A 13,216-nucleotide genomic window follows, 5' to 3' on the forward strand; every position below is an offset into this window, starting at 1 on the left:
GATGATCGACGTGTGAACCACGGCGATTCCACGGACCAGCGCATCGACACCGACCCTCCCGGGTTCGCCGGGGCATCCGGCGACGGCGGAGGCGGCCTCGACGGTGCGACCGCTACCCGTTCGGCCTCGGCGCCGAGCGCCCCACCTGCCGCCACGACGCTGCAGGCCGTCGCCGACAGTCTGCCCGCGGACCGCTACCTCAATCGCGAACTGAGCTGGCTCGACTTCAACGCGCGGGTGCTCGCGCTGGCCGAGGACACGTCCCTGCCGCTGCTCGAACGCGCCAAGTTCCTCGCCATCTTCGCTTCGAATCTCGACGAGTTCTACATGGTGCGTGTCGCCGGCCTCAAGCGCCGCGCCGAGACGGGATTGTCGGTCCGCTCCGCCGACGGGCTGTCGCCACGAGCGCAACTCGCGCTCATCGCGCGCAGCACCCAGGAGATCGCGCGCCGCCACTCCCTCGTCTTCCTCGACTCGGTCCTGCCCGCCCTGACTGCCGAAGGTATTTCGATCATCCGGTGGGACGATCTGGCGGACGACGAGAAACAGCGTCTGACCGCGCACTTCGCCGAACAGGTGTTCCCGGTTCTGACCCCGCTCGCGGTCGATCCGGCGCACCCGTTCCCGTACATCAGCGGCCTGAGCCTCAACCTTGCTGTCACCGTGAAGGATCGCCAGTCCGCCGGCGAGCACTTCGCCCGGGTCAAGGTGCCCGACAACGTCGACCGCTTCGTGCGGGTCCGCCGGGACGACTCGCCGGAGGGGATCGACGCGTTCCTTCCGCTCGAGGAACTCATCGCGGCCCACCTCGACGTGCTGTTCCCCGGCATGGAAATCGTCGAGCACCATGCCTTCCGGGTCACCCGCAACGCCGACTTCGAGGTCGAGGAGGACCGCGACGAGGACCTCCTGCAGGCACTCGAGCGGGAACTCGCCCGTCGCCGTTTCGGTTCCCCGGTGCGCCTCGAGGTCGCCGACGACATGACCGAGCACATGCTCGAACTGCTGCTGCGCGAACTGGACGTCGATCCCGCCGACGTGGTGCAGTTGCCGGGACTGCTGGACCTGTCGAGTCTGTGGCAGGTGCACGGCGTCGACCGGCCCGACCTCAAGGACCGGCCGTTCGTGCCGGCCACCCACCCCGCCTTCGGCGAACGCGAGACCCCCAAGAGCGTGTTCTCGACGCTGCGCGAGGGCGACGTGCTGGTGCACCACCCCTACGATTCCTTCTCCACCAGCGTGCAACGGTTCATCGAGCAGGCCGCAGCCGACAGCCAGGTGCTCGCTATCAAGCAGACCCTCTACCGCACCTCGGGTGACTCCCCCATCGTCAACGCGCTGATCGCCGCGGCGGAAGCCGGCAAGCAGGTGGTGGCACTGGTGGAGATCAAGGCCCGCTTCGACGAACAGGCGAACATCAAGTGGGCCCGCAAGCTGGAACAGGCCGGCGTGCATGTGGTGTACGGCCTGGTGGGACTCAAGACCCACTGCAAGACGTGTCTCGTGGTCCGCCGTGAGGGCTCGCTCATCCGCCGCTACTGCCACATCGGCACCGGCAACTACAACCCGAAGACTGCGCGCCTGTACGAGGACGTCGGTCTGCTCACCGCCGCACCGGAGATCGGCGCGGACCTGACCGATCTGTTCAACACGCTCACCGGGTACTCGCGCAAGGCGAAGTACCGCAACCTGCTCGTCGCCCCGCACGGGGTGCGGTCGGGCATCATCGAACGGATCGACACCGAGATCGAGCACCACGAGGCCGGACGCGACGCCCGGATCCGGCTGAAGGCCAATGCGCTCGTCGACGAACAGGTCATCGACGCGCTGTACCGCGCCTCCCGGGCCGGGGTACCGGTGGAGATCGTCGTGCGCGGCATCTGCGCGCTCAAGCCCGGAGTACCGGGCCTCAGTGAGAACATCACGGTGCGCTCCATTCTCGGGCGGTTCCTGGAGCACTCGCGCATCCTGCATTTCCGGGCGGCCGACGAGATCTGGATCGGCAGCGCGGACATGATGCACCGCAATCTCGATCGCCGGGTGGAGGTGATGGCCCAGGTGAAGGACCCCCGGCTCGCTGCGCAACTCGACTCGATCTTCGAGTCGGCGCTCGATCCGGCGACCCGGTGCTGGACGTTGCGGGCCGACGGCACCTGGCTCGCGTCGCCGGCACCGGGAACCGCCGCCCGCGACCACCAAGAAGAGTTCATGCGTAGCCGCAGCTCCTGATCGGAAGGATGTCGGTGTCCCCCGTTTCCGACAACGCAATGCGAGCCAACATCTTCGCCGCCGGAGCCGTCCTGTGGCGGAGGAACCCGACCGCCCGGAACCGTTTCGAGGTAGCCGTCGTGCACCGGCCGCGATACGACGACTGGTCCTTCCCCAAGGGCAAACTCGATCCCGGCGAGACAGCCGTCGTCGCCGCCGTACGCGAGATCGAGGAGGAGACCGGCATTTCGGCACGCCTCGGCCGGTATCTCGGCAAGGTCACCTACCCGGTTCCGGGACACCGGAAGCTCAAGCGGGTGGACTACTGGGCCGCCGCGGAACGCAGCGGCCGGTTCGTCCCCAACGACGAGGTCGACGAGCTGCGCTGGCTCGCACCCGACGACGCCTTCGCGGCCCTGTCGTACCCGATGGACCATACGGTGCTGCGGCGCTTCCAGACCCTGCCGCCGGACACGGCGACGGTGCTGATCGTGCGGCACGGGAAGGCCGGCAGCCGCAAGAACCATCGCGGCGACGACCGGCACCGGCCTCTCGACGCGGCGGGCCGCGCCCAGGCCCAGGCCCTCGTTCCCCAACTGCTCGCGTTCGGCGCGGACAGTGTGTTCGCCGCGGACCGGGTGCGCTGTGTGCAGACCGTGCAGCCGCTCGCGGACCGGCTCGGGGTCGAGATCGCCGTCGAGACCTCCCTGACCGAAGAGGAATACGGCGCCGACCCGCAACTCGGACGCAAGCGAGCGCTCGAACTCGCCCAGCGCGGCGGCGTGCCGGTGATCTGCAGTCAGGGCAAGGTGATTCCGGACCTCGTGCGATGGTGGGCCGAGCACGACGGGGTGGTCGCGCCGAACACGCGCAACCGGAAGGGCAGCACCTGGGTCCTGTCGCTGGCCGGTGACCGGCTCGTCGCAGTGGACCACATCGACAGTCCACTGCCCCCTACCCCCGCCTGAACGCACGTCGGCGGCCATCGAGGGAAAACCCCCGATGGCCGCCGAACGGACGGATCCGGGCGGTAGCGCCACGCTCGGCGGCGCCCCTTCTCGGCGACGGTCTTCCGGACCCGCGCCGTGCCGGAATTGCTACTTCTTGGCGGCGGTCTTGCGGGCCGGCGCCTTCTTGGCCGCGGTGGTCTTCTTCGCCGCGGTGGTCTTCTTCGCCGCGGTGGTCTTCTTGGCCGCGGTGGTCTTGGCCGGAGCCTTGGCCGCCGTGGTCTTCTTCGCCGCGGTGGTCTTCTTGGCCGCGGTGGTCTTGGCCGGAGCCTTGGCCGCCGTGGTCTTCTTCGCCGCGGTGGTCTTCTTCGCCGCGGTGGTCTTGGCCGGAGCCTTGGCCGCCGTGGTCTTCTTCGCCGCGGTGGTCTTCTTCGCCGCGGTGGTCTTGGCCGGAGCCTTGGCCGCCGTGGTCTTCTTCGCCGGAGCGGCCTTGGCGGCAGTCTTCTTCGCCGCCGCGGTCTTCTTGGCGGCCGTCTTCTTCGCCGCCGCGGTCTTCTTGGCGGCGGCAGCCGCGCCGCGCTTGACGGCCGGACCCGTCGCGGGGAGCTTCTGCGAACCGGCGATGACCGCCTTGAACTGTGCGCCGGGGCGGAATGCCGGCACCGACGTCGGCTTGACCTTCACGGTCTCGCCCGTACGCGGGTTGCGGGCGACCCGGGCGGCGCGGCGGCGCTGCTCGAAGACACCGAATCCGGTGATGGTGACGCTCTTGCCCGAGTGCACTGCACGCACGATCGCGTCGACCATGTGCTCCACGGCCGCCGTTGCTGTGCGCCTGTCCGAACCGAGTTTCTCGGTCAGAACATCGATCAGCTCTGCCTTGTTCATTGCATTCCTCCGCACATTACGGTCCACCGTCAGACCGACTCGAGTCCACGGTAGACCCGCAAACGGGCAAGAGTCTATGTGCCACGCCAATTCTCATGCAAATTACCGGCGGGCCGGATCCGGGCGTCCGCCGGATCCGGCCCGCCGAGGCCCGATTCGAAGGCTCGATCAGGGTGCCGGGAGGGTGCGTGGTTTCCAAGAAGGCCTTGCGTTTTCGTACTCGGAAATCGCGTCTACCTGGCGCAACGTGAGTCCGATGTCGTCGAGACCCTCCAACAGCCGCCACCGGGTGTAGTCGTCAATGCCGAACGGCACCACGGTGGTTCCGGCGGTCACGGTACGAGCTTCGAGATCGACCTCGAGCTCCAGCCCCGGCTGCTGTTCGATGAGCTTCCAGAGCAATTCGACGTCCGGTTGTTCGACCTGAGCGGCCAGCAATCCGGCCTTGCCGGCGTTGCCCCGGAAGATGTCGGCGAAGCGGGACGAGATGACGACGCGGAAACCGTAGTCGGACAGCGCCCACACGGCGTGCTCGCGCGAGGACCCGGTGCCGAAGTCCGGCCCGGCCACCAGGACGCTGCCCCGGTCGAACGGCGGGGTGTTCAGCACGAAGGCCGGATCCGTGCGCCAGGCGGCGAACAGGCCGTCCTCGAATCCGGTTCGAGTGACCCGCTTCAGGTACACCGCGGGGATGATCTGATCGGTGTCGACGTTCGACCGGCGCAGCGGAACGCCGATTCCCTTGTGAGTGGTGAAGGCTTCCATCGAAAATTCTCCTTCGGTCCCGTGACCTAGTCCAGATCCGCCGGAGCGGAGAGAGTGCCGCGCACCGCAGTCGCCGCCGCGACCTGAGGCGAGACGAGGTGGGTGCGTCCGCCCTTGCCTTGGCGGCCTTCGAAGTTCCGGTTCGAGGTCGAAGCGCAGCGCTCACCCGGCGCCAACTGGTCCGGGTTCATGCCCAGGCACATCGAGCAGCCCGCCTGGCGCCATTCCGCCCCTGCGGCCGTGAATATCTCACCGAGACCTTCGGCTTCGGCTTGGGCACGAACGCGCATCGATCCGGGCACGACGAGCATTCGGACTCCGTCGGCGACCGTGCGGCCCCGCAGGACGTCGGCGACGGCCCGCAGATCCTCGATCCGGCCGTTGGTGCACGACCCGACGAAGACGGTGTCGACGGGCACCTCCCGCAGCGGGGTGCCGGGCTCGAGTCCCATGTACCGCAGTGCCTTCTCGGCCGCGAGACGCTCGCTCTCGTCTGCCATCGCCGCCGGATCGGGCACCGACGAACCGAGGGGCGCACCCTGACCCGGGTTGGTGCCCCATGTGACGAAGGGCGTCAGGGCCGACCCGTCGATGCGGACCTCGGCGTCGAAAACCGCATCCTCGTCGGTCTTCAACTGTTCCCACGCCGCTACCGCGGCGTCCCAGTCCGCGCCCTGGGGCGCGTGCGGACGACCCTTCAGGAACTCGTAGGTGGTCTCGTCCGGTGCGATCATCCCGGCCCGGGCGCCCGCTTCGATGGACATGTTGCAGATGGTCATCCGCGCTTCCATCGAGAGCTTCCGGATGGCCTCGCCGCGGTACTCGAGCACGTAGCCCTGGCCGCCGCCGGTGCCGATCTCGGCGATGACGGCGAGGATCAGGTCCTTGCTCGAGACGCCGGGGGGCAGTTCGCCGTCGACGGTGATCGCCATCGTCTTGAACGGGCGCAGCGAAAGCGTCTGGGTCGCCAGCACATGCTCGACCTCACTGGTGCCGATACCCATCGCCAGGGCACCGAAGGCGCCGTGGGTGGAGGTGTGGCTGTCGCCGCACACCACGGTCGTGCCCGGCTGCGTCAGTCCGAGTTGCGGTCCGACGACATGGACGATGCCCTGCTCCACGTCCCCCATCGGGTGCAGCCGGATGCCGAACTCCTCACAGTTGCGGCGCAACGTCTCGACCTGGGTGCGCGAGACGGGGTCGGCGATGGGCTTGTCGATGTCGACCGTGGGGACGTTGTGGTCCTCGGTCGCGATGGTCAGGTCCGGGCGCCGCACGGGCCGATTCGCCAGCCGCAGGCCGTCGAACGCCTGCGGGCTCGTGACCTCGTGCACGAGATGCAGATCGATGTAGATCAGGTCCGGCTGCCGTGCCGCACCCTCTCCCGTACCGCGCACGACCACATGCTGGTCCCACACCTTCTCCGCCAGAGTCTTTCCAGCCATCTTCTCCACCTGTCGTACGTGACGAACGCGGTTCCCGTTCTCGGGCTGTCCCGGGCCGCGAATACTGTCGTCCCCGCCGGTTTCCGCGTGGGCTATGCTTCCCATTATGCGAGACGGAGGTATCGACCTATGAGACAGCATAGCGGGATCGGAGTGCTGGACAAAGCCATGGCGGTCCTCCACGCGGTGGCCCAGCAACCGTGCAACCTGACCGAACTGTGCGCTCGCACCGGACTACCCCGCGCCACCGCGCACCGACTCGCGGTCGGGCTCGAAGTGCACCGGCTGCTCGCGCGCGACGGTGACGGCCAGTGGCGCCCGGGCCCCGGCCTGGCCGAACTGTCCGCGGGCGCGGGCGACCCACTCGTCGATGCCGCCTCGCTCGTTCTCCCACGGCTACGCGAGATCACCGGCGAGAGCGTGCAGTTGTACCGGCGGGAGGGCACGCACCGGGTGTGCGTCGCCGCCCTCGAACCACCGACCGGTCTGCGCGACACCGTCCTCGTGGGCGCGAGACTGCCGATGACCGCCGGGTCCGGCGCGCGGGTCCTGCTCGCCTGGGCCGACGCCGCGACGCAGCGGGCGATCCTGCCGGAGGCGGCATTCGGCGAGCGGGTGCTCGCCGAGGTGCGTCGCCGCGGCTGGGCGCAGAGCGTCGCCGAGCGAGAACCCGGCGTGGCCTCGGTGGCCGCACCGGTACGCGATGCCTCCGGCTCGGTCGTCGCCGCGATCTCCGTCTCGGGACCCGTCGACCGGATGGGCCGCCGGCCCGGAGCACGGTGGGCCGCGGATCTGCTCGCGGCCGCCGACGCCCTGCACAAGCGACTCTAGAAGGCTGTCGCATCCGCCGACTCCTGTGCCACAGTGCACGCATGGGAACCCACCAGCGCGCACAGATCACGATGACCGACGCCGAGATCGGCGACTTCCTCGAACGCAGCCGCGTCGCGACGATGGCGACGGTCGGCCCCGGCGGCCTCCCCCACCTGGTCGCGATGTGGTACGCGGTGCTCGACGGCGAGATCTGGTTCGAAACCAAGCTGAAGTCGCAGAAGGCGGTCAATCTGCGGCGGGACAACCGGATCAGCGCGCTCGTCGAAGACGGCCACACGTACGACACGCTGCGCGGGGTCTCACTGGAGGGACACGCCGAAACGGTCGAGGACCGGGACGTGCTGTTCGAGGTGTGCCGCAGCGTGTGGGAACGCTACACCGGCCCCTACACCGCGGAACTGCGACCCGCGATCGAGCAGATGATGCACAAGCGCGTTGCGGTGCGAGTCGTCGCGGAACGGGTCCGGTCCTGGGACCATCGGAAACTCGGACTGCCGGCGATGCCGATCGGCGGCAGCACCGCGCCGTACCTGCTCGAGGAGCTGGAAAACCGGACGACAGACGTAGGGCTGCCGAGTTAGATTTCCGATGTCCCGGCCGAGTACCGGGCGGGGGAAGGGAGACAGCGGTGAACGACCCGAACGGGAAGCGGATCGCGGAGCAGTTCCGCGCAGCCCTCGAACGCAAGAATCAGCACGCCCGCCACGGCACGGACCATCTCGACGGGAGGGCCAAGGCGCAGGCGCCGCACGGCAGCGCCGACCACCGCCGCAATTTCCGGCGCAAGAGCGGTTGACGAGAACGGAACGACGAAGGTCCCTGCCGATCCGTGGATCGGCAGGGACCTTCGCGTGGTAGCCCCGACGGGATTTGAACCCGCGCTACCGCCTTGAGAGGGCGGCGTCCTAGGCCGCTAGACGACGGGGCCAGGAACTTTCACTGCTCGGAGAAGAACACCCTTCGACCTCGCGATCGAAGGATCTTCCGTGGTAGCCCCGACGGGATTTGAACCCGCGCTACCGCCTTGAGAGGGCGGCGTCCTAGGCCGCTAGACGACGGGGCCAGGAACTTCTTCTCCGTGCTCCCCCACCTTGCGGCGGAGGCTCAGCCAGCTTAACCGGCCGAGGCTCGGTGACAAAATCACCGGGCAGACGCTGGGGTACCAGGACTCGAACCTAGAATGGCTGAACCAGAATCAGCTGTGTTGCCAATTACACCATACCCCAATGGCTTGTTCCGGAGACCCGCCTCGCGGCGCTGCGGCCTCCGTTCCGAACCGAGAAGAAGGTTAGCACCATCGGTGCCCCCAATAACAAATCGCCTGGTCAAGCCGGGTGATGTGCCACCTGGGCCGGCCGCGGGAGGGCTCGCGGCCGGCCCGTGCACGACTCAGGCCGTGCGAGCGCGGGCGGCACGAAGCCGTGCCAGCGAGACGTCCCGGCCGAGCAGTTCCATCGACTCGTACAGCGGCGGACTGATGTGCGATCCCGTGAGGGCCACGCGCACCGGCGCGAAGGCCTTGCGGGGCTTGAGGCCGAGCTCGTCGATCAGCGCGGCCTTGAGGGCCTCTTCGAGGGCCGCCGCCTTCCACTCGGTCACGCCGCCGGCCGCAGCGATCGTCGCATCGAGCACGGGTGCGGCGTCGGGGCCGAGGTTCTTGGCTGCGGCCGCCTCGTCGAGGACGAAGTCGGCCTCGTCGACGTAGAGGAACTTCAGCAGGTCCCACGCGTCCGACAACACCACGATGCGGGTCTGGACCAGCTCGGCCGCCTCCGCGAACCGGGCGCTGTCGACATCCGCGCCGATGCGGCCGTGCTCCACGAGGAACGACTTCAGCCGTGCCGTGAAGTCGGCCGGTTCGAGCAGCCGGATGTGCTCGGCGTTGATGGCGTCTGCCTTCTTCTGGTCGAACCGCGCCGGGTTCGAGTTGACCTTGCCGATGTCGAAGGCGGCCACCATCTCGTCGAGCGAGAAGACGTCACGGTCGTCGGCCAGTCCCCAGCCGAGGAGCGCGAGGTAGTTGAGGAGCCCCTCGGCGATGAAGCCGCGGTCGCGGTGGATGAACAGATTGGACTCGGGGTCGCGCTTGGAGAGCTTCTTGTTGCCCTGCCCCATCACGAACGGCAGGTGACCGAACTCGGGCGTGAAATCGGTCACGCCGATGCGCTGCAGCGCCTGGTAGAGGGCGAGCTGACGCGGCGTCGACGAGAGCAGGTCTTCGCCGCGCAGCACGTGGGTGATCCGCATGAGGGCATCGTCCACGGGGTTGACCAGCGTGTAGAGCGGGATGCCGTTGCCGCGGGTCAGCGCGAAGTCGGGCACGGTGCCGGCCTTGAACGTGGTCTCACCGCGCACCAGATCGTTCCAGGCCAGGTCGTGATCGGGCATGCGCAGGCGCACCACGGGCTTACGCCCCTCCTCGCGGTACGCCTGCCGCTGCTCGGCGGTCAGATCGCGGTCGTAGTTGTCGTAGCCGAGCTTCGGGTCGCGGCCGGCAGCGCGGTGGCGTGCCTCGACCTCCTCCGGCGTGGAGAACGACTCGTACGCCTCGCCTGCGTCGAGCAGCCGGGCGACGACGTCGAGGTGCAGGTCGCGTCGCTGCGACTGCCGGTACGGCTCGTACGGGCCGCCCACCTCGGGGCCCTCGTCCCAGTCGAGCCCGAGCCACCGGAGCGCGTCGAGGATCGCCTGGTACGACTCCTCGGTGTCGCGGGCGGCGTCGGTGTCCTCGATGCGGAACACGAAGGTGCCGCCGTGGTGACGGGCGAAAGCCCAGTTGAACAGGGCGGTGCGCACGAGGCCCACGTGCGGGGTTCCGGTCGGGGACGGACAGAAACGAACGCGTACTTCGCTGTTGGTCATGGCTCACTCGGGTCGAGGGATCGAAAAGACCCCTCCAGGCTAGTCCCGACCGGTCGCGAAGCCGCGGCCTACCTGCGCTTGGCGGTCACCGGGTTCGTCAGCGTGCCGATGCCCTCGACGGTGATCGAGACGGTGTCGCCGTCGACGATCGGTCCGACGCCCTCCGGGGTGCCGGTGAGGATCACATCGCCCGGCAACAGGGTCATCACCGCCGAGACCCACTCGATCAGCTTCGGAATGTCGTGCACCATCAACGACGTTCGGCTGCGCTGACGCGTCTGTCCGTCGACCTGCGTGGTGATCTCGAGATCCGTGGGATCGATGTCCGTCTCGATCCAGGGCCCGAGGGGGCAGAACGTGTCGTGTCCCTTGGCTCGCGTCCACTGTCCGTCCTGCTGCTGATGGTCACGCGCCGAGACGTCGTTGGCCACCGTGTAGCCGAGGACCACGTCTTGCGCCTTCGCAGCCGGAACGTCCTTGCAGGGACGGCCGATGACGACGGCGAGTTCGGCCTCGTGGTGGACGAGGTTGCTGCTCGGCGGGAGCACGATCGGCGCCCCCGGGCCGACGATGGAGGTGTTCGGCTTGAGGAAGATCACCGGCTCGTCGGGGACCTCGTTGCCGGACTCGGCCGCGTGGGCGGCGTAGTTGCGGCCGACGCAGACCACCTTGCTCGCCAGGATCGGCGCAAGGAGCCGGACGTCGGCGAGCGGCCAGCTGCGGCCGGTGAAGGTCGGGGTGCCGAAAGGATGTTCGGCGATCTCCTTCGCGATCGCGGCGTCCCCCTCCCCCTCGATGCTGACGAAGGCGACACCGTCCGGGCTGGCAATTCGACCAAGGCGCATGCCGGGGAGTCTATCCGTGCGGCCGCCCGCGGCCCTGCGGACCACGTCGCGCAGGTATAGGCTCCCACGCAGAAGTTCATTCTACGGGATTATCGTTTCAGATAGTGAGACAACATGACGGTTCGGGACATCGGCGCGCGGCGCTGGGTCATCCTGGCGCTCGGCGTGTTCGCGCAGGCGGCTCAGGCGGTCCTCGTCAACGGCGCCGCCTTCCTCATCCCCACGCTCCACGAGGATTGGGGCCTCACGCTCGCGCAAGCCGGAACACTTTCCGCTGCACCGATATTCGGAGTCGTCTTCAGTCTAGTTGCATGGGGCGCCCTTGCCGACCGGTACGGCGAGCGGCGGGTCCTGGCCGCAGGACTCGCACTGGCCGCGGCGGCTGCGGCGGCGGCCGGGGTCAGCGGGACAGCGCCGATGCTCGCGCTCATGCTGGCCCTCGGCGGCGCCGCCGCAGCGAGTGCCAACGCCGCGAGCGGTCGCGTCGTCGTCGGCTGGTTCCCACCGCACCAGCGCGGTCTCGCCATGGGGATCCGGCAGATGTCGTTACCCCTCGGCGTCGCCGTCGCCGCGCTGACAATTCCCCCGCTCGCACGCGACCACGGAATCGGCGCTGCGCTGGCCTTCTCCGCGGTGGTCTGCGCCGCCGCGGCGGTCGCGTGCGCGATCGGCATCGTCGATCCACCGCGGCCGGAACGCGGCCGGGCCGCCGAACTCGGCCTGCTCGACAACCCCTATCGGGCCGGGCGGTCGCTGCAGCGGATCCACGCGGCGTCGGTGCTGCTGGTGGTGCCGCAGTACGTGGTGTGGACCTACGCGCTGGTGTGGCTGATCTCCGAGCGCGGCTGGGCCGAGTCCGCGGCGGGCCTGGTCATCACCGCCGCGCAGTTTCTCGGTGCACTCGGCCGCGTCGGCGCGGGGATGTGGTCCGACCGGGCCGGCAGCCGCCTGCGGCCGCTACGCATCGTGGCGCTGTCGGTGGTGCTGTCCATGGCCGTGTTCGCCGCCGCCGCACTCACCGATTCGGCGGTGGCCGTCGCGCTCCTGATCGTGGCTTCGGTGACGACGGTGGCGCCGAACGGGCTGGCTTTCACCGCGGTCGCCGAGATCGCGGGACCGTTCTGGGGCGGCCGCGCGCTCGGCATCCAGAACACCGGCCAGTTCGTTGCAGCGGCGTGCGTGGGACCCGCTTTCGGCGGACTCATCGCGCTGGCCGGCTTCCCCGCGGCGTTCGCGCTGGCCGCGCTGATCCCCGCCGCCGCGGTACCGCTGGTCCCCCGCACCTGAGCCGGTGCGGCCTTCCGGGCTCTCCGGGAGGCCGCACCGGGACGGGGTCAGAGGGCGGCAGCGATGCGGTCGCCGACCTCCGTCGTCACGATCGGCCCCGTGCCGCGGGCGGCGAGGTCCGCCTCGACCGCACGCTCGACCCGGGTCGCCTCGTCCGCCCGGCCGAGGTGGCGCAGCAGCAGGGCGACCGACAGGATCGCCGCGGTCGGGTCGGCGATGCCCTTGCCCGCGATGTCCGGGGCGCTGCCGTGGACCGGCTCGAACATCGACGGGTTGGTGCCCGAGGCGTCGATGTTGCCGCTGGCCGCCAGCCCGATGCCACCGGTGACCGCACCGGCGAGATCGGTGACGATGTCGCCGAACAGGTTGTCGGTCACGATCACGTCGAACCGGCCCGGGTCGTCGACCATGTAGATGGTGGCGGCGTCGATGTGGCAGTAGGCCGTCTCGACGTCCGGGTACTGCGCACCCACCGTCTCGACCGCACGCGTCCAGATGGCACCGGCGTTGGAAAGCACGTTGGTCTTGTGGATCAGGGTCAGGTGCTTGCGGCGACTCTGTGCGAGCTCGAAGGCGTAACGCACGACGCGTTCGGCTCCGAACCAGGTGTTGATCGAGACCTCGGTGGCGATCTCGTGGGGGGTGCCGACGCGGATGGCACCGCCGTTGCCGGTGTAGGGGCCCTCGGTGCCCTCCCGCACCACGACGAAGTCGATTTCCGGCTGCGCCGCGAGCGGCGACTTCGCCCCCGGGTACAACCGCGACGGCCGCAGATTGACATGGTGATCGAGCGCGAACCGCATGTTCAGCAGCAGCCCCCGCTCCAGCACGCCCGGGGTGACGGAGGGGTCGCCGATGGCGCCGAGCAGGATTGCGTCGTGCGCGCGGATCGCCGCCAGGTCGGCGTCCGGGAGCAGTTCCCCGGTGGCGTTGTACCGCCGGGCACCGAGGTCGTACTCGGTGGTCTCGAGGTCGGGGACCAGCCTTCCGAGGACCTTGAGGGCCTCTGCCGTGACCTCGACACCGATGCCGTCACCGGGGATGACCGCTAGCTTCATGGACACACTCTCTTCCTCTTCGCGACGACGGCCGCGACCGTGTTCGACGATCGCGGCCATCGGGTACAGCGGGGGTG

12 protein-coding genes and 3 tRNA genes are annotated in these 13,216 nt (G+C 69.0%); 6 read left to right on the forward strand and 9 right to left on the reverse strand.

Annotated elements, in window-relative coordinates:
• Positions 1-12: 12 nt before the first annotated feature.
• Positions 13-2,229, forward strand: a complete 2,217-nt coding sequence (locus tag AC2IPW_RS15190) for an RNA degradosome polyphosphate kinase (protein WP_416061307.1) — start codon at positions 13-15, stop codon at positions 2,227-2,229.
• Positions 2,230-2,237: 8 nt separating this feature from the next.
• A complete protein-coding gene (locus AC2IPW_RS15195; RefSeq protein WP_486375129.1) occupies positions 2,238-3,176 on the forward strand; it encodes an NUDIX hydrolase in 939 nt (312 codons plus the stop codon).
• A 129-nt stretch (positions 3,177-3,305) separates the two neighbouring features.
• Here AC2IPW_RS15195 and AC2IPW_RS15200 read toward each other — a convergent pair whose 3' ends face one another.
• The 3 genes from AC2IPW_RS15200 to leuC form a co-directional block, all read right to left on the reverse strand.
• Positions 3,306-4,043 (reverse strand): HU family DNA-binding protein, encoded by a 738-nt coding sequence (locus AC2IPW_RS15200; protein WP_289380756.1) that lies wholly within the window; start codon positions 4,041-4,043, stop codon positions 3,306-3,308.
• A gap of 168 nt (positions 4,044-4,211) precedes the next feature.
• Positions 4,212-4,808 carry a 3-isopropylmalate dehydratase small subunit gene (gene leuD / locus AC2IPW_RS15205; RefSeq protein ID WP_003937002.1) on the reverse strand — a complete coding sequence of 199 codons (597 nt, stop codon included), beginning with the start codon at positions 4,806-4,808 and terminating at the stop codon, positions 4,212-4,214.
• A 26-nt stretch (positions 4,809-4,834) separates the two neighbouring features.
• A complete protein-coding gene (leuC, locus tag AC2IPW_RS15210; protein WP_439127298.1) occupies positions 4,835-6,262 on the reverse strand; it encodes a 3-isopropylmalate dehydratase large subunit in 1,428 nt (475 codons plus the stop codon).
• Between the two features lie 120 nt (positions 6,263-6,382).
• Between leuC and AC2IPW_RS15215 the strand changes: the two genes are divergently transcribed.
• From AC2IPW_RS15215 to AC2IPW_RS15225, 3 genes are read left to right on the forward strand one after another with little or no spacing between them, the layout of a single operon-like run.
• Positions 6,383-7,084 (forward strand): IclR family transcriptional regulator, encoded by a 702-nt coding sequence (locus AC2IPW_RS15215; protein ID WP_003937000.1) that lies wholly within the window; start codon positions 6,383-6,385, stop codon positions 7,082-7,084.
• A gap of 41 nt (positions 7,085-7,125) precedes the next feature.
• Entirely contained in the window at positions 7,126-7,668 is a 543-nt protein-coding gene (locus AC2IPW_RS15220) for a pyridoxamine 5'-phosphate oxidase family protein (RefSeq protein WP_003936999.1), read from the forward strand.
• Between the two features lie 47 nt (positions 7,669-7,715).
• Entirely contained in the window at positions 7,716-7,883 is a 168-nt protein-coding gene (locus AC2IPW_RS15225) for a DUF5302 domain-containing protein (RefSeq protein ID WP_003936998.1), read from the forward strand.
• A 56-nt stretch (positions 7,884-7,939) separates the two neighbouring features.
• On the opposite strand, the gene AC2IPW_RS15230 is transcribed toward AC2IPW_RS15225, so the two are convergent.
• From AC2IPW_RS15230 to AC2IPW_RS15250, 5 genes are all read right to left on the reverse strand, one after another.
• Positions 7,940-8,015 (reverse strand) — tRNA-Glu (locus tag AC2IPW_RS15230).
• Between the two features lie 59 nt (positions 8,016-8,074).
• Positions 8,075-8,150: transfer RNA gene (locus tag AC2IPW_RS15235), tRNA-Glu, on the reverse strand.
• Between the two features lie 91 nt (positions 8,151-8,241).
• Positions 8,242-8,313: transfer RNA gene (locus tag AC2IPW_RS15240), tRNA-Gln, on the reverse strand.
• Between the two features lie 163 nt (positions 8,314-8,476).
• Positions 8,477-9,949: a glutamate--tRNA ligase gene (gene gltX, locus AC2IPW_RS15245; RefSeq protein ID WP_289380754.1), complete on the reverse strand. Its 1,473-nt coding sequence runs from the start codon at positions 9,947-9,949 to the stop codon at positions 8,477-8,479.
• A gap of 68 nt (positions 9,950-10,017) precedes the next feature.
• Entirely contained in the window at positions 10,018-10,794 is a 777-nt protein-coding gene (locus AC2IPW_RS15250; protein WP_486375130.1) for a fumarylacetoacetate hydrolase family protein, read from the reverse strand.
• Positions 10,795-10,908: 114 nt separating this feature from the next.
• Here AC2IPW_RS15250 and AC2IPW_RS15255 point away from each other — a divergent pair, with 114 nt between their 5' ends.
• Complete coding sequence (locus AC2IPW_RS15255; RefSeq protein ID WP_054373635.1) at positions 10,909-12,081, forward strand: MFS transporter; 1,173 nt, start codon at positions 10,909-10,911, stop codon at positions 12,079-12,081.
• A gap of 47 nt (positions 12,082-12,128) precedes the next feature.
• Here AC2IPW_RS15255 and AC2IPW_RS15260 read toward each other — a convergent pair whose 3' ends face one another.
• Entirely contained in the window at positions 12,129-13,139 is a 1,011-nt protein-coding gene (locus tag AC2IPW_RS15260; RefSeq protein WP_003936994.1) for a 3-isopropylmalate dehydrogenase, read from the reverse strand.
• Positions 13,140-13,216: the final 77 nt, after the last annotated feature.

The sequence above is a fragment of the Rhodococcus sp. NS-SX18 genome (assembly GCF_057367935.1).